At 70.8% G+C, this 19,534-nt stretch carries 20 protein-coding genes; 8 read left to right on the forward strand and 12 right to left on the reverse strand.

Translation table 11 applies throughout. The features are described 5' to 3' along the window. The first annotated feature begins 195 nt into the window (after positions 1-195). From pstS to pstB, 4 genes are all read left to right on the forward strand, one after another. Complete coding sequence (pstS, locus tag ACYVMZ_RS20630; protein ID WP_461081726.1) at positions 196-1,323, forward strand: phosphate ABC transporter substrate-binding protein PstS; 1,128 nt, start codon at positions 196-198, stop codon at positions 1,321-1,323. A 105-nt stretch (positions 1,324-1,428) separates the two neighbouring features. Beyond that, positions 1,429-2,433, forward strand: coding sequence for a phosphate ABC transporter permease subunit PstC (gene pstC, locus ACYVMZ_RS20635; protein WP_461081728.1), 1,005 nt, complete (start codon positions 1,429-1,431; stop codon positions 2,431-2,433). After that, positions 2,430-3,485, forward strand: a complete 1,056-nt coding sequence (pstA, locus tag ACYVMZ_RS20640; RefSeq protein WP_461081730.1) for a phosphate ABC transporter permease PstA — start codon at positions 2,430-2,432, stop codon at positions 3,483-3,485. Before pstC ends, pstA begins: the two co-directional genes overlap by 4 nt. 49 nt (positions 3,486-3,534) lie before the next feature. Then, positions 3,535-4,311, forward strand: a complete 777-nt coding sequence (pstB, locus tag ACYVMZ_RS20645; protein WP_461081732.1) for a phosphate ABC transporter ATP-binding protein PstB — start codon at positions 3,535-3,537, stop codon at positions 4,309-4,311. Between the two features lie 222 nt (positions 4,312-4,533). On the opposite strand, the gene ACYVMZ_RS20650 is transcribed toward pstB, so the two are convergent. Next, complete coding sequence (locus ACYVMZ_RS20650) at positions 4,534-5,532, reverse strand: inorganic phosphate transporter (RefSeq protein ID WP_461081734.1); 999 nt, start codon at positions 5,530-5,532, stop codon at positions 4,534-4,536. 9 nt (positions 5,533-5,541) lie between these two features. Then, complete coding sequence (locus tag ACYVMZ_RS20655; RefSeq protein WP_461081736.1) at positions 5,542-6,162, reverse strand: DUF47 domain-containing protein; 621 nt, start codon at positions 6,160-6,162, stop codon at positions 5,542-5,544. A gap of 239 nt (positions 6,163-6,401) precedes the next feature. Between ACYVMZ_RS20655 and ACYVMZ_RS20660 the strand changes: the two genes are divergently transcribed. Beyond that, positions 6,402-6,824 carry a metal-sensitive transcriptional regulator gene (locus tag ACYVMZ_RS20660; protein WP_461081738.1) on the forward strand — a complete coding sequence of 141 codons (423 nt, stop codon included), beginning with the start codon at positions 6,402-6,404 and terminating at the stop codon, positions 6,822-6,824. Positions 6,825-6,837: 13 nt separating this feature from the next. Here the strand turns inward: ACYVMZ_RS20660 and ACYVMZ_RS20665 are convergent, their stop codons facing one another. Together ACYVMZ_RS20665 and ACYVMZ_RS20670 are read right to left on the reverse strand one after the other, a co-directional pair. Continuing rightward, entirely contained in the window at positions 6,838-7,020 is a 183-nt protein-coding gene (locus ACYVMZ_RS20665) for a hypothetical protein (protein WP_461081740.1), read from the reverse strand. A gap of 82 nt (positions 7,021-7,102) precedes the next feature. Then, complete coding sequence (locus ACYVMZ_RS20670; protein ID WP_461081742.1) at positions 7,103-7,945, reverse strand: hypothetical protein; 843 nt, start codon at positions 7,943-7,945, stop codon at positions 7,103-7,105. A 154-nt stretch (positions 7,946-8,099) separates the two neighbouring features. Here ACYVMZ_RS20670 and ACYVMZ_RS20675 point away from each other — a divergent pair, with 154 nt between their 5' ends. Continuing rightward, entirely contained in the window at positions 8,100-8,273 is a 174-nt protein-coding gene (locus tag ACYVMZ_RS20675; RefSeq protein ID WP_461081744.1) for a hypothetical protein, read from the forward strand. A 14-nt stretch (positions 8,274-8,287) separates the two neighbouring features. Here the strand turns inward: ACYVMZ_RS20675 and ACYVMZ_RS20680 are convergent, their stop codons facing one another. The 7 genes from ACYVMZ_RS20680 to ACYVMZ_RS20710 form a co-directional block, all read right to left on the reverse strand. Continuing rightward, positions 8,288-8,710 carry an NUDIX hydrolase gene (locus ACYVMZ_RS20680; RefSeq protein WP_461081746.1) on the reverse strand — a complete coding sequence of 141 codons (423 nt, stop codon included), beginning with the start codon at positions 8,708-8,710 and terminating at the stop codon, positions 8,288-8,290. 80 nt (positions 8,711-8,790) lie between these two features. After that, a complete protein-coding gene (locus tag ACYVMZ_RS20685; protein ID WP_461081748.1) occupies positions 8,791-9,918 on the reverse strand; it encodes a CHAD domain-containing protein in 1,128 nt (375 codons plus the stop codon). Then, positions 9,899-12,265 carry an RNA degradosome polyphosphate kinase gene (locus tag ACYVMZ_RS20690; protein WP_461081750.1) on the reverse strand — a complete coding sequence of 789 codons (2,367 nt, stop codon included), beginning with the start codon at positions 12,263-12,265 and terminating at the stop codon, positions 9,899-9,901. The genes ACYVMZ_RS20685 and ACYVMZ_RS20690 overlap by 20 nt, the downstream gene beginning before the upstream one ends. A 164-nt stretch (positions 12,266-12,429) precedes the next feature. Beyond that, on the reverse strand, positions 12,430-13,296 hold the full coding sequence (locus ACYVMZ_RS20695) for a hypothetical protein (RefSeq protein ID WP_461081752.1): 867 nt from the start codon (positions 13,294-13,296) through the stop codon (positions 12,430-12,432). After that, positions 13,293-14,330, reverse strand: coding sequence for an ABC transporter permease (locus ACYVMZ_RS20700; protein ID WP_461081754.1), 1,038 nt, complete (start codon positions 14,328-14,330; stop codon positions 13,293-13,295). Before ACYVMZ_RS20700 ends, ACYVMZ_RS20695 begins: the two co-directional genes overlap by 4 nt. Next, entirely contained in the window at positions 14,327-15,223 is an 897-nt protein-coding gene (locus tag ACYVMZ_RS20705; protein ID WP_461081756.1) for an ABC transporter ATP-binding protein, read from the reverse strand. The genes ACYVMZ_RS20700 and ACYVMZ_RS20705 overlap by 4 nt, the downstream gene beginning before the upstream one ends. Next, on the reverse strand, positions 15,220-15,606 hold the full coding sequence (locus ACYVMZ_RS20710; RefSeq protein ID WP_461081758.1) for a GntR family transcriptional regulator: 387 nt from the start codon (positions 15,604-15,606) through the stop codon (positions 15,220-15,222). The genes ACYVMZ_RS20705 and ACYVMZ_RS20710 overlap by 4 nt, the downstream gene beginning before the upstream one ends. A gap of 228 nt (positions 15,607-15,834) precedes the next feature. On the opposite strand from ACYVMZ_RS20710, the gene ACYVMZ_RS20715 reads away from it, so the two are divergent. Then, on the forward strand, positions 15,835-16,512 hold the full coding sequence (locus ACYVMZ_RS20715; protein WP_461081760.1) for a hypothetical protein: 678 nt from the start codon (positions 15,835-15,837) through the stop codon (positions 16,510-16,512). Between the two features lie 91 nt (positions 16,513-16,603). Here ACYVMZ_RS20715 and mshD read toward each other — a convergent pair whose 3' ends face one another. Further along, positions 16,604-17,530: a mycothiol synthase gene (mshD, locus tag ACYVMZ_RS20720; RefSeq protein WP_461081762.1), complete on the reverse strand. Its 927-nt coding sequence runs from the start codon at positions 17,528-17,530 to the stop codon at positions 16,604-16,606. A gap of 169 nt (positions 17,531-17,699) precedes the next feature. Between mshD and ACYVMZ_RS20725 the strand changes: the two genes are divergently transcribed. Further along, positions 17,700-19,526, forward strand: a complete 1,827-nt coding sequence (locus ACYVMZ_RS20725) for a bifunctional metallophosphatase/5'-nucleotidase (protein ID WP_461081764.1) — start codon at positions 17,700-17,702, stop codon at positions 19,524-19,526. Positions 19,527-19,534 lie beyond the last annotated feature (8 nt).

The following is a 19,534-nucleotide window of genomic DNA, read 5'->3' on the forward strand; positions in this document are numbered from 1 at the left end:
GTGAGCATTCCGTTACCTAACCGCACTGTCTACAGGGGTTCACCCCCCGTTCATTTACGCCCTTCGGTGCCTTCACCTGATGTGCCTAATTTCGGCCTTACGCGATGCGAGCCGCATCTCGGGAACGCGTCCGCATCACTCACACTTCGCACGCCGCCGAATCAGGACGGCGGCTCCTGGAAGGAACTCCCTCAAGTGAAGCTTCAGCGCATGAACCGGCGGGCCCTCGCTCTCGGTGCTCTCGCCGTCTCCGGCGCCCTGGCCCTCACGGCGTGCGGCTCCGACGACACCGGCGGGAACACCGGCGGCGCCGGCGGCAGCACGGCCAACGCCAGCAACATCGACTGCGGTGACGCCAAGGGTCAGCTGCAGGCCTCCGGCTCCACCGCGCAGAAGAACGCGATCGACGCCTGGGTCAAGGCGTACACGGCCGCCTGTCGGGACGTCCAGATCAACTACAACCCGACCGGTTCGGGCGCCGGTATCACCGCGTTCCTCCAGGGGCAGACGGCCTTCGCCGGTTCGGACTCGCCGCTGGACTCCAAGGAGATCGAGGACTCCAAGAAGGTCTGCTCCGGTGGCCAGGGCGTCGACCTGCCGATGGTCGTCGGCCCGATCGCCGTCGGCTTCAACGTGCCGGGTGTCGACAGCCTCGTCCTGGACGCGTCCACCCTCGCCAAGATCTTCGACAACAAGATCAAGAACTGGAATGACCCGGCGATCGCGAAGCTGAACCCCGAGGCGAAGCTTCCCAACCTCAAGATCCAGGCGTTCCACCGCTCCGACGAGTCCGGCACGACGCAGAACTTCACCAAGTACCTGCAGGCCGCGGCTCCGAACGACTGGAAGTACGAGCCCGAGAAGTCCTGGCAGGCCGAGGGCGGCCAGTCCGCCAACGGCTCCTCCGGCGTCGCCCAGCAGGTGAAGCAGACCTCGGGTGCGATCTCGTACTTCGAGCTCTCGTACGCCAAGGACGGCATCAAGACGGTCGACATCAAGACCAAGGCCGCCGAGCCCGTCAAGGCCACCACCGAGAACGCCACGAAGTCCATCTCCGAGGCCAAGATCACCGGCACCGGCAAGGACCTCGCCCTGGAGCTGAACTACACGCCGAGCGCCGAGGGCGCCTACCCGATCACCCTGGTCACCTACGAGATCATCTGTGACAAGGGCAACAAGTCGGACACCCTGCCCGCCGTCAAGTCCTTCCTCGGCTACATCGCCTCCGAGGACGGCCAGGCGCAGCTGACCGAGGCCGGCTACGCCCCGATCCCCGACGAGATCATCACCAAGGTCCGCGACACCATCAAGGGCCTGAGCTGACCTGAGTGTGCGGCCCGGCCCCGAACAGGGGCGGGCCGCACCGTCCGGTGCACCGCCGCCAGGGGATCTTCCACCCACGGGAGGCCCCGCAGACCGGAGAACTCGATGGACATATCGACACAGCCAAACGACGCACCCCCCGTACCCCAGCCCTCCGTCACCGAGCAGAAGAGGGCCTCGCGCGGCGCCACCCGCCCCGGAGACCGGATCTTCCTCGGGTTCTCCCGCGGTTCCGGCATCTTCCTGCTGGTGCTCATGGCCGCCATCGCGGTCTTCCTCAGCTACCGCGCGGCGATCGCGATCAGCAAGGACGAGGGCAACTTCTTCACCACCTTCGAGTGGAATCCGACCGGTGACCCGCCGGTCTTCGGCATCGCCGTCCTGGTCTTCGGCACCGTCGTCTCGTCGATCATCGCGATGGTCATCGCGGTCCCGATCGCGGTCGGCATCGCCCTCTTCCTCACCCACTACGCCCCCCGCAAGCTCAGCGGCGCGATCGCCTACGTGATCGACCTGCTCGCCGCCGTGCCGTCGATCGTCTACGGCCTGTGGGGCGCCCTCGTCCTCGTGCCGAACATGGAGGGCCTGTACGGCTGGCTGGACGAGTACCTCGGCTGGACCGGCGTCTTCGAGTGGAACGGCGGAGCCCCCCGCTCGCTGTTCACCGTGGGCATCCTGCTCGCGGTCATGATCCTGCCGATCATCACGAACGTGAGCCGTGAGGTCTTCCGGCAGGTCCCGCAGATGCACGAGGAGGCCGCCCTGGCCCTCGGCGCCACGCGCTGGGAGGTCATCCGCATGGCCGTCCTGCCGTTCGGCCGCTCCGGCGTGATCTCCGCCTCGATGCTCGGCCTCGGCCGCGCGCTCGGCGAGACGATGGCCGTCGCCATGGTCCTCTCGCCGAGCTTCGACATCAGCGCCAGCCTGCTCGACCCGGGCGGCGGCACCTTCGCGCAGAACATCGCCAGCAAGTTCAACGAGGCCACCGAGATGGGACGGGACGCGCTCATCGCCTCCGGTCTCGTCCTCTTCGTGATCACCCTGCTGGTCAACGGCGGCGCCCGCATCATCATCAACCGCCGCAAGGAGTACTCGGGGGCCAACGCATGAGCCAGACGGTGAACGCCAAGCACAGCCTGCAGGGCGCGACCCTCCCCAAGTGGACCCCGTGGGCGGTCGCCGCGGGCTCGATCGCGGCCGGCCTGGGCATCAGCGCCGCGGCCGGGCTGCACAGCAACATCCAGTGGGGCCTGATCGCCGCACTGCTGTTCGTCGTCGCCTCGTACGGCATCTCCGCCAGGATCGAGGGCAGCCGGCAGGCCAAGGACCGGCTGGCGACCAGCCTGGTCTGGGTCTCCTTCATCCTCGCCGTCGTCCCGCTGGCCTCCCTGGTGTGGGAGACCCTCAAGCGCGGCGTGAAGGTCCTCGACGGCTACTTCCTCACCCACTCGATGGGCGTGGTCGCCGACTCCGAGCCCGGCGGCGGCATCTACCACGCCATCCTCGGCACCCTGGAGCAGGTCGGCCTCGCCACCCTGATCTCCGTGCCGATCGGTGTGCTGACCGCGATCTACCTGGTCGAGTACGGCCGGGGCAAGCTCGCCAAGGCGGTCACCTTCTTCGTCGACGTCATGACGGGCATCCCGTCGATCGTCGCGGGTCTGTTCATCCTCAGCTGGTGGATCGTGATCCTGGGCATGGGCTACTCCGGCTTCGCCGGCTCGATGGCCCTGACCATCCTAATGCTGCCGGTCGTCGTCCGCTCCACCGAGGAGATGCTCAAGCTCGTCCCGAACGAGCTGCGCGAGGCCTCGCTGGCGCTGGGCGTGCCGAAGTGGCGGACCATCCTCAAGGTGGTTCTGCCGACCGCCATCGGCGGCATCACCACCGGTGTGATGCTCGCGATCGCGCGTATCACCGGTGAGACGGCGCCCGTGCTGCTGCTGGTGTGGGTCACCAGCTTCATCAACGCGAACCCGTTCTCCGACCCGCAGGCCTCGCTGCCGGTGTACATCTACCTGCAGTACTCGCAGAGCGGCGGCGCCGGTGCGGCGTACGACCGTGCCTGGGCGGCGGCACTGGTGCTCATCGCCTTCATCATGATCCTGAACCTGGTGGCCCGTGGCATCGCCCGCTGGAAGGCCCCGAAGACCGGTCGCTGACGCGGCCACGAGCGAATTAGTCAGCGACTCGAAAGAAGCAGTGATTCACATGGCCAAGCGCATCGATGTCAGCGGCCTCAACGCCTACTACGGTTCCTTCCTGGCCATCGAGGACATCTCGATGACCATCGAGCCCCGGTCCGTGACGGCCTTCATCGGCCCGTCCGGCTGCGGCAAGTCCACGTTCCTGCGCACGCTCAACCGGATGCACGAGGTGACGCCGGGCGGCCGGGTCGAGGGCAAGGTCATGCTCGACGACGAGAACCTGTACGGGGCCGGGGTCGACCCGGTGGCCGTGCGGCGTGAGGTCGGCATGGTCTTCCAGCGGCCGAACCCGTTCCCGACGATGTCGGTGTACGACAACGTGGCGGCGGGGCTGCGGCTGAACGGCAAGTACAAGAAGTCCGAGCTGGACGACGTCGTCGAGAAGTCCCTCAAGGGCGCGAACCTCTGGAACGAGGTGAAGGACCGGCTGAACAAGCCGGGGTCCGGGCTCTCGGGTGGTCAGCAGCAGCGGCTGTGCATCGCTCGGGCGATCGCGGTCGAGCCGAACGTGCTGCTGATGGACGAGCCCTGCTCGGCGCTGGACCCGATCTCGACGCTGGCGATCGAGGACCTGATCGGTGAGCTGAAGGAACGGTTCACGATCGTGATCGTGACGCACAACATGCAGCAGGCGGCGCGTGTCTCGGACCGTACGGCGTTCTTCAACCTGGCTGCCGTCGGGCAGCCCGGCAAGCTGATCGAGATCGACGACACGGAGCGGATCTTCTCCAACCCGTCGGTCCAGGCGACGGAGGACTACATCTCCGGCCGCTTCGGCTGAGCCGACGGTCTGGATCAAACTCCTCGCGGTGCTGCATGGCGGTGCCACCGCGAGGACGAAAAAGGGCCCGCCCCCTGGCTCTCGGGGGGCGGGCCCGTCGTCGTGGCTGGGCAGGCTGGGGCTGTGTGGTGGGTGCCTGCGGCGGCCTGTGCGGGTGGGTGGGGGTTGCGGCGCGGCACCCCGCGGCGCTGGGTTGCGCGGCTCCTCGCCCCGGCCGCGGTGCTACAGAAACGCCAGGTGGACCAGTCCAAAGGCCGCCGCTGCCACCGTTGCCGCTGCCGGCATCGTGATGAACCAGCCCAGAATGATGTTCTTGGCGACACCCCAGCGGACCGCGTTCACGCGCTTCGTCGCGCCGACACCCATGATCGCCGAGGTGATGACGTGGGTCGTGGAGATCGGCGCCTTGAAGAGGAACGCCGTGGTGAACATGATCGTCGCGCCGGTGGTTTCGGCCGCGAAGCCCTGCGGGGGGTCCAGTTCGATGATCTTCCGGCCGAGGGTGCGCATGATGCGCCAGCCGCCGGCGTACGTGCCGAGGGAGAGCATCACCGCGCAGGCGATCTTGACCCAGATCGGGATCGGGTCGCCGTAGTCCTCGACGTCGGCGATGACCAGGGCCATCACCACGATGCCCATCGTCTTCTGGGCGTCCTGGAGGCCGTGGCCCAGTGCCATGCCCGCCGCCGAGACGGTCTGCGCGATGCGGAAGCCGCGCTTGGCCTTGTGGGGGTTGGTCCGGCGGAAGATCCACATGATCGCCGTCATCACCAGGTAGCCGGCCAGCAGGCCCACCACCGGGGAGACGAACATCGGGATGACGATCTTCTCCAGCACGCCGTGCCAGTAGACCGTCGTGCCACCCGCGAGCGCCGCGCCCACCATGCCGCCGAACAGCGCGTGCGAGGAGGACGAGGGCAGGCCGAAGTACCAGGTGATGAGGTTCCAGGTGATCGCGCCGACGAGGGCGGAGAAGAGGATCCCCATGCCTGTGGAGCCCTCGGGGGTCTGGATCAGGCCCTCACTGACGGTCTTGGCGACGCCGGAGCCCAGGAACGCGCCGGCGAGGTTCATCACCGCGGCCATCGCGAGCGCGGCCCTCGGTGTCAGCGCGCGCGTCGACACGGAGGTCGCGATCGCGTTCGCCGAGTCGTGGAAGCCGTTGGTGTACGTGAAGAAGAGCGCGACCGCGATGGTCACGACCAGGGCGAAGGTGTCCATGGACGGGCCTCAGGACTCCTTGACGGCGATGGTCTCCACCGTGTTCGCCACGTGCTCGAACGCGTCGGCCGCTTCTTCCAGTACGTCCACGATCTGCTTGAGCTTGAGGACCTCGATGGCGTCGTACTTGCCGTTGAAGAGGTGCGCGAGGAGCTTGCGGTGGATCTGGTCCGCCTGGTTCTCCAGGCGGTTGACCTCGATCCAGTACTCGGTCAGGTTCTCCATGGTGCGCAGGTGCGGCATCGCCTCGGCCGTCAGTTCGGCCGCGCGCGCCAGGACCTCGATCTGCTGCTCGACGCCCTTGGGCAGTTCCTCGACGTTGTAGAGGACGACCAGGTCGACGGCCTCCTCCATGAAGTCCATGATGTCGTCGAGGGACGAGGCGAGGCGGTAGATGTCCTCGCGGTCGAATGGCGTGATGAACGAGGAGTTCAACTGGTGGAAGATCGCGTGCGTGGCGTCGTCACCTGCGTGTTCCGCTGCCCGCATACGCTCTGCGATCTCGGCCCGGGCGGAGGCGTCCGCCCCGAGCAGTTCCATCAGGAGTTTCGAGCCCGTGACGATGTTGTCCGCGGAGGCGGCGAACATGTCGTAGAAGCTCGTCTCCCTGGGGGTCAGACGAAAGCGCACGTGGGGTCCTCAGGATGCATCGGTTTCGGTCAGGCTGATGCTAGGCGCATCATCCGGCCACGGCTATCGGGCCGCCCACCAGTGTCGCCCATCAAGCAGAGTGATGAGCAGGGGGGCGGTTCGAGGGTCGAATCCGGCCGCCGCACACCGCGTTGGCCAACATGCCTATACCCAGCAAAGTTCGGTACCATATACCCAGTAGGGGTATATGTCGGCTGTCTGTGCAACAGGAGGACGCTATGACGACCACCGAGGCCGGCGCGGGCGCGCCCTCCTCTCCGGACACGACGGACGTAACGGAGGTAACGAACGTCACTGGAGTCACCGACGTCACCGATGCGCCGGTCGCGGCGGGCGTTGTGACCGATCATGACCGGGGCGTGCACGGGTACCACAAGCAGAAGGACGAACACCTCAAGCGTCTGCGCCGTATCGAGGGGCAGATCCGCGGCCTGCAGCGCATGGTCGACGAGGACGTCTACTGCATCGACATACTCACCCAGGTGTCCGCCTCCACCAAGGCCCTGCAGTCCTTCGCCCTGCAGCTGCTGGAGGAGCACCTGCGGCACTGCGTCGCCGACGCGGCCGTCAAGGGCGGCGACGAGATCGACGCGAAGGTGAAGGAGGCGACCCAGGCGATCGCCCGCATGCTGCGGACCTGAGCGCCGGGCCGGTTCAGCCGCCCGCGGCCTCCGCGCGCGCTTCGGCCACTTTCAGCACCTCGTCGATGCTCTCCAGGCTGAGCCGGTCCTCGTCGGCGGCCGAGGCCGCGATGATCAGGTCACCGCACAGTTCGATCTCGGCGAGGGCCACGTGGTCCTGAACTGCCGTACCGCCGACCGGAGCCACGTGCGTCACCTCATCTCTGCCGTCATCGACTTCCTAGATTAGGGAGCGGTCCACGAGGCGCGCATGGCACGGACGGGCTAGTTCACGCCGGTCACTCCTCGGCGATCTTGCCCGCGTAGATGTCGTCGTCGTCCGGGAGCCGGACGCGGACGGGGGCCCCGAAGTCGTACAGCAGCGTCGTCGAGGCGACCGCCACGGGGTTCTTGTCCTGGCCGTTGACGAAGCTGAAGCGGTGCCGGACCTTGCGGATGCGGCCCTGGTCGTCGAGGTAGGCGTCGAACGGTACTTCGGCCGTGGCGAACCCTTTCGCCGCCGCCGCGAGGGGGCCCCTGTTGGCGGCGGAGGCGCTCTTCGCGGCCCGTCCGAGGTCCGCCGTGCCCCGGTAGTGCCGTACCTCGGTGCCCGCGACCTCGGTGCGGCCCACGTACGTCGCCGTGCGCGTGCCGCGCAGCACCTCGGCGGCCGCGAACGGGTCGGTGGCGCCGCCGGTGACGAGATTGCCGTCGGAGAGCGTCCCGGTGTCCACCCGCACCCACTTGTCGGCGGGTACACCGGCACCCCGGTTCTTCATGAACAGGGCGCCGGGCGCGAGGAGTTCGGTGATGGGCCGGCGCTCGGTGGCGCCCGCCGGGTCCTGCGGGAGCAGCACCTTCAGCCGCCCGAGGCGCTCGCGGTAGTCGTACACGCCCTCGCCGCGGATGGTCACCCGGGTTCCGCCGGTGGCCATCTCCATCGACGTACGGGCCTTGGAACTGCCGGCGTCCACCAGCCGGTCGGCGGCCCGGTGCAGGACCTCGACGGAGTCGCCCGCGCGGGCGTCCCCGGCGGCGGCGTCGCTGCCGGAGCAGCCGCCGGTGCCGAGGCACACGCAGGCCACGACCCCGGCCGCGACGACCGCCTCGCCCGTTCTGTGCTGCCGTTGCCGCCTGGTCATCGCCTGCCTACCCCCAGCCGCTGCGTTGAGTCACGGGCCCCCTGTCGAACCGGTTAACGACGGGTAGGTAGGGCCGTCACGCGCGCACGGGGACGCGGGGGAGGAACGGGCGGGGTATACGAGCCGTTCACCCGGGCTGGGTAACGTTGTCGGCGTGACTGAGCAGGCCCGGTTCGCGCCCTCCTCGGACCATCCGGAACACCGCACGACCACCATCGAACGGGGACCCTTCTGCGTGGCCCGCTGCACCTGCGGCTGGAGCGGGCCGGCCCGCCGGGCCCGGAGCCTGGCCAGAACGGACGCGGCGGAGCACGCCGCGTCCCGCTGAACCCGGTTCCGGGCCTATGCGAGGTGCAGGGCGGCGAGCAGGGCGTCGACCAGCTCGCGGTCCCGGGGCTGGGTCAGGCGCAGGCGGGCCGTGTCGGGCGTGAGCCACAGGATGCGGTCCACCTCGTCGGTGGGCAGGAAGGTGCCGCCGGTGGTCTCGGCCGCCCAGTAACGGACCTGTTTGGGGCGGCCGTTCGCCTCATAGCGCAGGGTGGGCAGCTCGGCGCCGGGTGCGGCGCTGTAGCCCGTCTCCTCCGCCACTTCGCGCAGGGCGCCGGCGAGCGGCTCCTCGTCGTGCTTCAGCTTGCCCTTGGGATGCGACCAGTCGTCGTACTTCGGCCGGTGCACGAGACAGATCTCCACCTCGCCGTCCACGGGGGAGCGGCGCCACAGGACGCAGCCGGCCGCCTGAACGGTGGTGTCGTCGGGAGAGCTCACCGGGTGCTCACCGCCTCCTCGGGTACTGACTGCCTTACGCGTGCTGCCTTTGCGACGTGCTGCCTTACGGCCTGCTGCCTTTACGACCTGCCGACGGCTTCCCTCTGCCAGCAGCGCTGGAACGCGTACCGGGCCGCTTCCACCTCATGCCGCTGGTCGGCGTGGAGCACGCCGAGGGCGTACGCCGTGGCCGGGGCGATGCGGGGCGTGCGGGCGGCCTGGGCCGCGGCGGCCGCCGCCTCCGAGGCGTCGCGGTGCCGGTCGAGGGCCTCACCGGCGGCCAGCAGCCGTACGTCGACCGCTGCCTGCTCGCCGAGTACCACCTCGCGGGCGTAGCGGTGCAGGCGCAGCAGCAGGCGGACCTGGTGCCAGGGGGCGTCCTGCGGGTGCGGGGCCGGGTCCGGCGACAGGCCGTGGATCAGCGCCTCCGCGTTGTACGGGCTGCCCGCGGTGAGCAGGGGGAGCGCGGTCACGGCGTCGGCGAGGCGCTCCTCCGCCGCCGCGGCGAGCGGGCGGAGGTCGGCCGTGGCGGCCGGGCGGGTCAGGGGGACCTCGCTGGCCAGTAACGCCACCTTGTCCGCGACCGCGTGGAAACGGCTGCTGCCGAGGGCCTGGAGCGCTGTGGAGTGGGCCCGGGTGCGGGCGAGGGTGAGCTGGCGCTCCAGAAGGGCGCCTGCCTTGGCCGCGCCGACTGTCAGGTTGCCGCGTTCCGGAGCAGCGGTCGAGGGACCGGCGTTGCCGGGTGCCGCCTTCTGCGGGACGGGTTCCGCCCCAGCGGAACGACTGCCCACGGCTGCGTCGGCCCGGCTGCCCACAGTGGCCCCCGCCCTCTCGGCGGGGAGCGCCCCCGAGCCCGACAGCCTGTGCAGAGCCGCCAGCAGCCGCTCCAGACGCGACGCGTACGCGTGTTCCATCGCCAACGTGCCCGACACCCAGGCCAGTTCGGGGCGCATGCTCTCGGACCAGTCGCTGTCGAGGAGGGGCTGGAAGGTGTGCAGGCTGCCGCTGATGCGGCGGGCCGAGCGGCGCAGGGCGCGGGCCGCTTCCACGGACTCCTCCGAGCCGCCCACGCCCGCACCCGTCTCCCGGTGCAGGCGCAGTGCGCGGAGGAACTCCGTGGCCTGGGCCCGCAGGTATGCCGCGAGGGCGTCCCCCGTCACCGTGCCGGCCGCGGGGTCCGTCGTCGGGTCATGGTGTTGCGTTGCCACGCCGGCGCCTCCGGGCGTCTATGAGCATCTCCTGGATGTTGCGCAGGGGCCCGCCGTCCCCGTCGGTGGCGTGCCGGGTCCACTCGCCGTCCGGGCCGAGGTGCCAGGAGGCGGTGGTGTCGGACATGCCGGTCTCCAGCAGCCGGTTGAGGGCCGCGCGGTGGGCGGGGTCGGTGACCCGGACCAGGGCCTCGATACGGCGGTCGAGGTTGCGGTGCATCATGTCGGCGCTGCCGATCCACACCTCCGGCTCGCCGCCGTTGCAGAAGGCGAAGAGCCGGGAGTGTTCGAGGAAGCGGCCGAGCACGGACCGGACCCGGATGTTCTCCGACAGGCCCGTCACGCCCGGCCGGATCGCGCAGATGCCGCGCACCCACACGTCGATCGGCACGCCCGCCTGGGACGCGCGGTACAGGGCGTCGATGACGGCCTCGTCGACGATCGAGTTGACCTTGACGCGGACGTAGGCGGGACGCCCGGCACGGTGGTGCTGGACCTCCTTGTTGATCCGCGCGATGAGCCCGTCGCGCAGGGACTTGGGGGCGACCAGCAGGCGCCGGTAGGTCTCGCGGCGCGAGTAGCCGGAGAGGCGGTTGAAGAGGTCCGAGAGGTCCGCGCCGACCTGGGGGTCGGCCGTCAGCAGGCCGAGGTCCTCGTAGAGGCGGGCCGTCTTCGGGTGGTAGTTGCCGGTGCCGACGTGGCTGTAGCGCCGTAGCGTCTCGCCCTCCTGGCGGACGACCAGGGACAGCTTGCAGTGCGTCTTCAGGCCGACCAGGCCGTAGACGACGTGGCAGCCGGCCTCCTCCAGCTTGCGGGCCCACTTGATGTTGGCGTGCTCGTCGAAGCGGGCCTTGATCTCGACCAGGACGAGGACCTGCTTGCCGGACTCGGCGGCGTCGATGAGCGCGTCGACTATCGGGGAGTCGCCGGAGGTCCGGTACAGGGTCTGCTTGATGGCGAGGACGTCCGGGTCGCCGGCCGCCTGCTCCAGGAACGCCTGCACGGAGGTGGAGAAGGAGTCGTACGGGTGGTGCAGGAGCACGTCCCGGCTGCGCAGGGCCGCGAAGATGTCCGGCGCGGACGCCGACTCGACCTCGGCCAGGTCGCGGTGGGTGCCGGCGACGAACTTCGGGTACTTCAGCTCCGGCCGGTCGAGGCTGTGGATGCGGAAGAGGCCGGTGAGGTCGAGGGGACCGGGGAGCGGGTAGACCTCGGCCTCGCTGATCTTCAGCTCGCGTACGAGGAGGTCCAGCACCTCGCGGTCGATGGACTCCTCGACCTCCAGGCGCACCGGCGGCCCGAAGCGGCGCCGCATGAGCTCCTTCTCCAGGGCCTGGAGCAGGTTCTCGGCGTCGTCCTCCTCGACCTCCAGGTCCTCGTTGCGGGTGACCCGGAAGGTGTGGTGCTCCAGGACCTCCATGCCCGGGAAGAGCTCCTCCAGGTGGGCCGCGATGACGTCCTCCAGGGGGACGTACCGGCCCGGGGAGGCCTCCAGGAAGCGGGACAGCAGCGGGGGCACCTTGACCCGGGCGAAGTGGCGGTGGCCGTTGACCGGGTTGCGCACGATGACGGCCAGGTTCAGGGACAGGCCGGAGATGTACGGGAAGGGGTGCGCCGGGTCGACCGCCAGCGGGGTCAGGACCGGGAAGATCTGGTGCCGGAAGAGGGTGAAGAGCCGGGCCTGCTCCTTCTCGGCCAGCTCGTTCCAGCGGACCAGGTGGATGCCCTCCTCCGCGAGGGCGGGGGCGACGTCCTCATGGAAGCAGGCGGCGTGCCGGGCCATCAGCTCGCGCGAGCGGGCCCAGATCATCTCCAGGACCTCGCGGGGCTGGAGCCCGGACGCGGAGCGGGTCGCGACGCCGGTGGCGATACGGCGCTTCAGGCCGGCGACCCGGACCATGAAGAACTCGTCGAGGTTGCTGGCGAAGATCGCGAGGAAGTTGGCGCGCTCCAGCAGGGGCGTGTTCGGATCCTCGGCGAGTTCGAGGACGCGCTCGTTGAACGCGAGCCAGCTGCGCTCCCGGTCGAGGAAACGGCCCTGCGGCAGCTGTACGCCGTCGACCGGTGACTCCTCGTACGCGTCGAGGTCGGCGTCGAGGTCGGGTTCCAGGTCGGAGACCGTCGCGGCCACGGTGTGCGGGCGGTGCGCGGCGATGGAGCCCACGGAGGGCTGCGGGTGCTGGACCTGTGCCTGGGTGTTCGGCTGGCTCATGGATCCATTCTTCCGCGTCGCCAGCATCACGGGCGCGTCGGAAAGCGCGGGCGGGAGCGGGGGCACGGCCGGGGTGTCCCCGTTCCTCCCGGGACCCTCTCGGGGCGGTGAAGGCTCTGGCACAGCGGGAGTCATTGGCCGAGCGTCGCAAGGTCGTCTGAATCGATGGTTACGGAGACATGACGTCCGGGATAGCGGGGGGCGGCTCACGGGGGTCGACAGGCCGGGCGGTATGTCCCCGGGGCCGGGTCCGTCCCACGTCCCTCCCCCGTGGAGGGACGTGGGACGGACGTCCTGGTTCAGGCCGTGCGGCGGCGCAGCAGCGTGAAGGCGGTGGTGGTGGCCAGGGCGGCGACGGTCAGGACGATGCCGGTCTCCACCAGGTGGAGCGGCCAGAAATGGGACGGAGGGTGGTAGGTGGCGTAGTGGCCGCCGGTGCCGGTCCTGCCCCATTCCACCTGCCAGACGCTGTTGGGCAGCTCGAACCTCGTCGCCGCGGTCCGGGTGACCGTCGGCCACAGGGACTCGCGGTTGAGCTCCAGAACGAGGTTGAGCAGCCACATCGCCGCGCAGGACACGCCCAGCGCGGGCAGCGTGCGGCGCAGCAGGAGCGCGGCGAGCGTGCCGACCGCGAGGGCGCACAGGGCGTAGGCCACCGTGGCCGGGCCGCGGGCCACGAAGACGTCGGTGAAGGCCCAGTCGTCGCCCGGCCTCAGGTCGCGGTGGGGCGCCCAGCCCCAGCGGAACGCCAGCACCAGGGCGCTGTCACCGACGACCAGCACCGCAGCGGGCACAGCGAGCTTGGCGGCCAGCCAGCGGGCCGGGGTGACGCCCTGGCTCCAGGCCAGCCGGGCGGTGCCGGACTCCAGCTCGCGGGCGATCAGCGCGCTGCCGGCGAAGGCGGCGACGGCGAGGAAGCCGTAGCAGACGAGCCAGGCGACGTAACCGAGGCGCTCGCCGTGGACCCAGCCGAGGTAGGGGATGTCGCACAGGTCGTGCTCGGGGTCGCAGGTCGCCTTGAGGTGCTGGATGCGGGCCGCGGAGACCTGGGTCAGCCACACCAGCCAGCCGATCACGCCCGCGACGAAGAGCCCCCACACGAGCAGGGCGGTGCGGTGCAGGCGCAGTACCGTCCGGGGCAGTCCCGGCAGGGCGGGCGCGCTCATACGGCGGCCTTCTCGCGGGTGCGGACCGGCGCGGTGGTGCGGTGCCGCAGCAGGCGGAACGCGGCCAGGGCCAGCAGGGCGGTGACGGCGAGGAGGACGCCGGTCGCCATCAGGTGCAGGGGCCAGTAGTGGGACTGCGGGTGGTACTCGCGGTAGAAGCCGACGGCGTCCATCCTGGCGTAGGCGGCGTCGCACTCCGGGATGAGGCCGCTGCCGCAGGACGCGTCGGGCAGCCGGGCGCCGGTGGAGGTCACCAGGCCCTCGGCGACGGTGATGCCGGTGCCGGACGGGCCGTGCTTCAGGCTGCTGACGTGGGTGACCGTGGGCCACAGGCGGGGCAGTGACAGGTGCACGGCCGTCCACAGTGCGGCGACGGCCACGGCGGCCGTGGCGAGCGCGGCCAGCGTGCGGCGCAGCACCAGGCCCGCGAGGGCGCCGGCGAACAGGCCGGCCAGGGCCAGGGCGACGGTGGTCGGGCCGTTCGCGTGGAAGGTGGGGGAGTCGTACCAGGGCTTGGCGGTGTCGATACGGCCCTCGCCCGCCGTCCACGCCAGGTGGTGCAGCAGGACCAGCAGGCCGCTGCCGGCGGTGACCAGGGCCGCCGGGAGGGCGAGCCGGGCGGCCAGCCAGCGGGCCGGGGAGACGGACTGCGTCCAGGCCAGCCGGGCGGTGCCGGACTCCAGCTCGCGGCCGGACAGCACGCCGCCCGCCCAGGCGGCGACCAGGAACGGCACGGCCAGGACGGCGGCGGTCGTGTACGTGTAGACGTCCTTGTAGCGCAGGATCGCGTCCTGGTCGTAGGCGCAGGGCTCGGACGAGGCGAAGCCGCAGGCGTCGTACTGCGTCCAGGCCGCGGCGGCCGCGTCGGTGAGCGGGCCGTGCAGCCACAGCAGGGCGGCGCCGGTGACGAGCACGAGAGCCGTCCACAGGTACAGGGCCGGGCGGTGCAGCCGCAGCAGCCAGCGGAGCTGGCGCGGGGCGGGGGCCGGACGCCCGGTGGCGGCCCGGGCGGGGGAGGTCAGCGCGGTGGTCACGCGGCGGCCTCCGGGGTCTTGTGGGGTGTGCGGGTCAGGGCCGGTGCCTCGGGGTTGCGCAGATAGGACAGGACGAGCTCCTCCAGGGAGGGAGTGCTGGTGCGCCAGTCGCCGGGCAGCGGGGCCGCCGGGCGGATAAGGGCGCTGAGCTGGCGGCCGGTGGTGCGGGACTCGACGACGGTGTGCGGGGCCAGGTCGGTGCTGTCCGCCGGGCCGGACACGCGCGCGTGGGCGTCGAGCAGCTCGTCGATCTCGCCCGCCAGCCGGATGCGGCCGCCGCCGATGAGGAGGAGGTGGTCGCAGGAGTCCTCCAGTTCGGCGACGACGTGCGAGGACATCACGATCGTCGTGCCGTGCCCGGCGGCCTGTCCCATCAGGACGCCCATCAGTTCGTGGCGGGCCAGGGGGTCGAGGTCGGCCATCGGCTCGTCGAGGAGGAGCAGGTCGGGGCGCTTGCCCAGGGCGAGGGCGAGCGCCACGCGCGTGCGCTGGCCGCCGGAGAGCGAGCGGACCTTCGCCCCCGGATGCAAGTCGCCGGCGGCCACGATCCGCTCGGCGGCGGGCGCGTCCCAGCGGGCCGGGTTGAGGTCGGCGCCCATGCGCAGGGTCTGGGCGACGGTGAGCTGCGGGTACAGCGGCTTGTCCTGGCCGACGAAACCCACACGCGCGCGTGCCTCGCCCGGGGTCGTCCCGAGGACGGTGACCGAGCCCTCGGTCGAGGCCAGCAGCCCGGCGGCGAGGGCGAGCAGCGTGGACTTGCCCGCGCCGTTGGGGCCGGCGATCGCGCAGACGCGGCCGGCGGGCAGCCGGAAGGAACAGTCGCGCAGCGCCCAGCCCCCGCGCCGGCCGAAGCGCTTGCCCAGCGCCGCTGCCTCTATGGCCGTGTCGGTCATGACGGGTCTCCCTGGAAGTGCTTTTCGAGTACGGCAGTGAAGAGTGCGGCCACGTCCTCCCGCTCCAGCCCCGCCGCCCGGGCCCGCTCCGCCCACTCCTCCAGCTCCGCGCGCAGCGGGGAGTCGGCCGGTGCGGTGCCCAGGGAGCGCCGTACGAAGGTGCCCAGTCCGCGCCGCGCCTCCACCAGGCCCTCGCGTTCCAGCTCCCGGTAGGCCTTGAGGACGGTGTTCGGGTTGATGGCGGTGGCCTCGACGACCTCGCGGGCCGTGGGCAGCTTGTCGCCGGGGCGCAGCAGGCCCAGGCGGAGGGCCTGTTTCGTCTGCTGGACGATCTGGACGTAGGTGGCCACGCCGCTGTGCCGGTCGATGCGGTACTCGACCACTCGACAACCACCCTTTCACTAATTGAGTAGTGAAAGGGTGGTGGAATGGGACCCGGAAAGTCAAGCGTGCGGAGGTGCGTCCATCGTCGTCCTCGTGCTGTCCACGCCCCGCGCTTTGCGGATACGGTCGTTGAGACGGCCCAGATGTCCTCGACGGGAGCCTTGAACGCTCGCTTGCGGTCGGCCATGGCGGAGGCCGGTCCCGGGCCCTGCCCATGGGGTGATGGCATGCGGAATGTGCGGGTGGTCGCCGTCGACGTGGGGTCCGTGCGGACAGGGTCCTTCGCCTGGGCGGCCGTCGACGTGCCGGGGGTGGGGCCGCTGCCGGAGACGCTCGCCGGGTACGGGGCCGACCCGGCGACGGCGGTCGAGGCGGTTGCCGAGGTGCTGGCGGGAGGCGGGTGTGCGGTGCTGGCGCTGGAGGCGCCGATGTCGGTGCCCGTGCCGGGGGACTGGGCGCTGCTGGGCAGAGGGCGTGCGGGGGAGGGAAACCGGCCCTGGTCGGCGAGCGCGGGGGCCGGGGCTCTGGGGACGGGGCTCGTACAAGGGGCGTGGATGCTGTCCGAACTCGGCCGGGCGGTGACCGGGCCGGCGGTCACGACGCAGCTGCGGCGCTGGGGGGCCGAGGGGCGGGGTGCCGCTCGGCTGCTGCTCGTGGAGGCCTTCGTGTCAGGGGCCGGGAAGCCCGTGGCCACCGTCCTGGGGCAGCACGCCGCCGACGCGGAGGCGGCGGCCCGCGCGGTGGCCGAGCGGCTGGGCAGCGGGGGCGGGACCGATGTGGTGTGCGCTCCGCACCGGGCGTTCAACCTGCTGGCGGCGCAGGCCGTGTGGGCGGGGCTGGACATCCAGGACGACGAGCTCGGGTTGGACGTTCTCGTGGTGCGGGCCCGGCCGGTCGTGCGGTGACGGCCTCCGCTCAGGCGCTTTCCTCTACCGCTCTCCTCTACCGCTTGCGTCTTCCGCTTTCCTCTTCCGCTTTCCTCTGCTCAGGTGCCTGTCACGTCTCCGTCCGGTACATCAGGTCCGTCTCGTACGTCGTGAACCCCAGCCGCTCGTACACCGACACCGCCGCCTTGTTGTCGGCGTCGACGTACAGCATCGCCGTGGGCAGTCCCTGCCCCTTCAGATGCCGCAGGCCGATCGTCGTCAGGGCCTTGCCGAGGCCGGTGCCCTGGGCCTCGGGGCTGACGCCGAGGACGTACACCTCGCCGAGGTGCTCGGCCGCGTGGACCTTGGTCCAGTGGAAGCCGACCAGTTGGTCGCCGCGGAAGGCGAGGAAGAAGCCCGCCGGGTCGAACCACGGCTCCGCCTTGCGGTCGTCGAGGTCGCGCTGGGTGAGGGAGCCCTGCTCGGGATGGTGGGCGAAGGCGGCGGCGTTGACGGCGAGCCAGGCCGCGTCGTCCTGGCCGGGTACGAAGGTGCGGACGGTCACGCCCGGCGGCAGGGTCGGCTCCGGCGCCTCGAAGTCCGTCAACGGGCGCCGCATCTGGCGCAGTTCGCGGAACAGGGTGAGCCCGAGGACCTGGGAGAGGTGCCGGGCGGCGGAGTGGCCGCCGTGCGCCCAGACCCGCAGCCGCTTCCCCGAGGCGGCGAGCAGCGCCGCGCCGAGCGCCCGGCCGTGGCCCTGCCCGCGGTGCGCGGGGTGGACGACCAGCTCGGCGGCCGGCGGCTCCACCGGGTCGGTGTCCTCCAGCTGGGCGTAGCCGACGAGTTCGCCGTCGACGGTCAGCAGGTAGTGCGACACCCCCGGGCGCTCGCCGCCGCGCAGCTGCAACCGGCCCTGTTCGGACACCGCCTGCTGACCGTCGCTCCGGGCGGCCTCGGCGAGGAGTCCGAGGACGGCCTCGGTCTGCTCCGGGGTGAGCGCGGAGTACGTCGAGAGCGAGCGGGGGCGGCCGGGGCGTGCGGTGTCGTCGCTGGTCATGCGTACGAGGGTACGGGGAGGCACCGACAAAGTGGCGGCAGCGGAGCTGGTAAGGGCGCGGGCGGAGAAGCAACCAGGATGTAACCACGAAGGCTCTGTTGCGCTACGCGCGTTGACTCTAGGCTGCGCCGGACGGGGACACCACCTCAGCAGATTCACAGGGGGGCGTATGCCAGCCACTTCTCCGGCTTCTCCGGCGCACCACCAGCGCCGCAGACGCCGTACGAACCGCCTTGTCGCTCTCGCGGCCGGTGCCGCCACCGTCGGCGCACTGGCCGCGGCCGCGCTGCCGGGGTCGGCGAGCGCGGGCGAGAGCCGTCACCCGGGCGGTCATCTCCCGGGCCGCTACCAGGACGTGCAGCTGCTGTCCTTCAACGACCTGCACGGCAACCTGGAGCCGCCGGCCGGTTCCTCCGGCCGGGTCACGCACGTCCACGAGGACGGCACCACCGAGCAGTTCACCGCGGGCGGCATCGAGTACCTGGCGACCCACCTGCGCAAGGCACGCGAGGGCGAGAAGTACTCGATCACCGCGGCCGGCGGCGACATGGTCGGCGCCTCCCCGCTGATATCCGGGCTCTTCCACGACGAGCCGACCATCGAGGCGCTGAACAAGCTCGACCTGGACGTCACTTCCGTCGGCAACCACGAGTTCGACGAGGGCGCGCGCGAGCTGGCCCGCCTCCAGAACGGCGGCTGCCACCCGAAGGACGGCTGCTACACGGACGAGGAGTTCGCGGGCGCCGACTTCCCCTACCTGGCCGCCAACGTCCTCGACGAGAAGACGAACAAGCCCATCCTCAAGCCGTACTGGGTGTGGAAGAAGAAGGACGTCAAGGTCGGCTTCATCGGCGTGACCCTGGAGGCCACCCCGGACATCGTCTCCGCCGAGGGCGTGAAGGGCCTCGTCTTCAAGGACGAGGTCGAGACCATCAACAAGTACGCGCGCGTGCTTCAGGCGCAGGGCGTGAAGTCGATCGTCGCCCTCATCCACGAGGGCGGCTTCCCGGCCTCGACGGCGTACAACTACGACTGCGACTCCCCGGGCGCGGGCGACGGCGTCTCCGGCCCGATCGTCGACATCGCCAAGAACATCACCCCGCAGGTCGACGCGCTGGTCACCGGCCACACCCACAACGCGTACGTGTGCACGATCCCCGACCCGGCGGGCAAGCCCCGCATGGTCACCTCCGCCGCGTCCTTCGGCCGCCTCTACACGGACACCACGCTGACGTACGACCGGTGGACCGGTGACATCGCCCGTACGGCGGTCACCTCGGCGAACCGTGTGGTCACCCGGGACGTCCCCAAGGCGACCGACATGACCGAGCTGATCAGCAAGTGGAACGCCCTCGCCGCCCCCATCGGCAACCGCCCGATCGGCTACATCTCCGCCGACATCGGCAACACCGGCACGGAGTCCCCGCTCGGCGATCTGATCGCGGACGCCCAACTCGCGTACGGCAAGGAGCTCGACCCGGAGACCGACCTGGCGCTGATGAACCCCGGCGGCATCCGCGCACCGCTGACCTACGTGGCCAAGGCCGGTGAGGGCGACGGCGTGGTGACGTACGCCGAGGGCTTCACGGTCCAGCCCTTCGCCAACACCGTGAATCTCCAGAACTTCACGGGCGCCCAGCTGATCCAGGTGCTGAAGGAGCAGGTGAGCGGCTCCAACGCCGCCGCGCCGAAGATCCTCCAGATCTCGTCGGGCCTGACGTACACCCTGGACCTGACGAAGACGGGCGCGGACCGTGTGGTCACTGATTCGGTGAAGCTGAACGGCGCCCCGATCGACCCGGCCGCCACCTACCGCGTCGCGACGAACAGCTTCCTCGCGGGCGGCGGCGACGGCTTCCCGACGCTGGGCCAGGGCACGAACGACCTGGTGGGCGGCGACGACCTGACCGCGCTGGAGAAGTACCTCCTGGCCAACTCCTCGCCGGCGAACCCGATCGCGCCGCCGAAGGCGGAGAGGATCACGGTCGTGCAGTGAGGATGCCG

It is taken from the genome of Streptomyces deserti (assembly GCF_054782695.1).